The 560-nt window shown below is 66.6% G+C and carries 1 protein-coding gene; it reads left to right on the forward strand.

Annotated features, from left to right (window positions below):
• Nucleotides 1-560, forward strand: a 560-nt coding sequence (locus tag A5781_RS04245; protein ID WP_156624373.1) for a condensation domain-containing protein, incomplete at both ends; no start/stop codon positions are given.

The raw sequence follows: 560 nt of genomic DNA on the forward strand, positions 1-560 counted from the left end.
GTGCCGTTGTCGTTTGCCCAGTCGCGGTTGTGGTTTATCGATCAGTTGTTGGGCCCGTCGGCGGTTTACAACATGCCTGTGGCGCTGCGCCTGGACGGGCAGTTGGATGCGGAGGCGTTGGGGGTGGCGCTGGGTGATGTGGTGGGCCGCCATGAAAGCCTGCGCACCGTCTTCCCCGCGGTCGACGGAACCCCTCACCAGGTTGTAGTGCCGCCTGGGCAGGCCGATTTCGGTTGGGCCGTGGTGGATGCCAGCGGCTGGCTGCCCGAGCGGCTCGAGGAGGCCATCGCCGCGGTGGCGGGGTATCGGTTTGATCTGGGCGTCGAGATTCCGTTGCGGGCGCAGCTTTTCCGGCTCGGCGCAGATGAGTATGTGTTGGTGGCCGTGGCGCATCATATCGTCGCTGATGGCGGGTCGATCACCCCGCTGATACAGGATCTAGGCACCGCCTATGCCGCCCGCTGCGCCGGTCAGGCCCCGGGTTGGGTGCCGTTGGCGGTGCAGTACGCCGACTACACGCTCTGGCAACGAGACCAGCTGGGCGACCTCAGCGACCCGTC

It is taken from the genome of Mycobacterium sp. 852002-30065_SCH5024008 (assembly GCF_001665645.1).
Classification (GTDB): Bacteria; Actinomycetota; Actinomycetes; order Mycobacteriales; family Mycobacteriaceae; genus Mycobacterium; species Mycobacterium paraffinicum.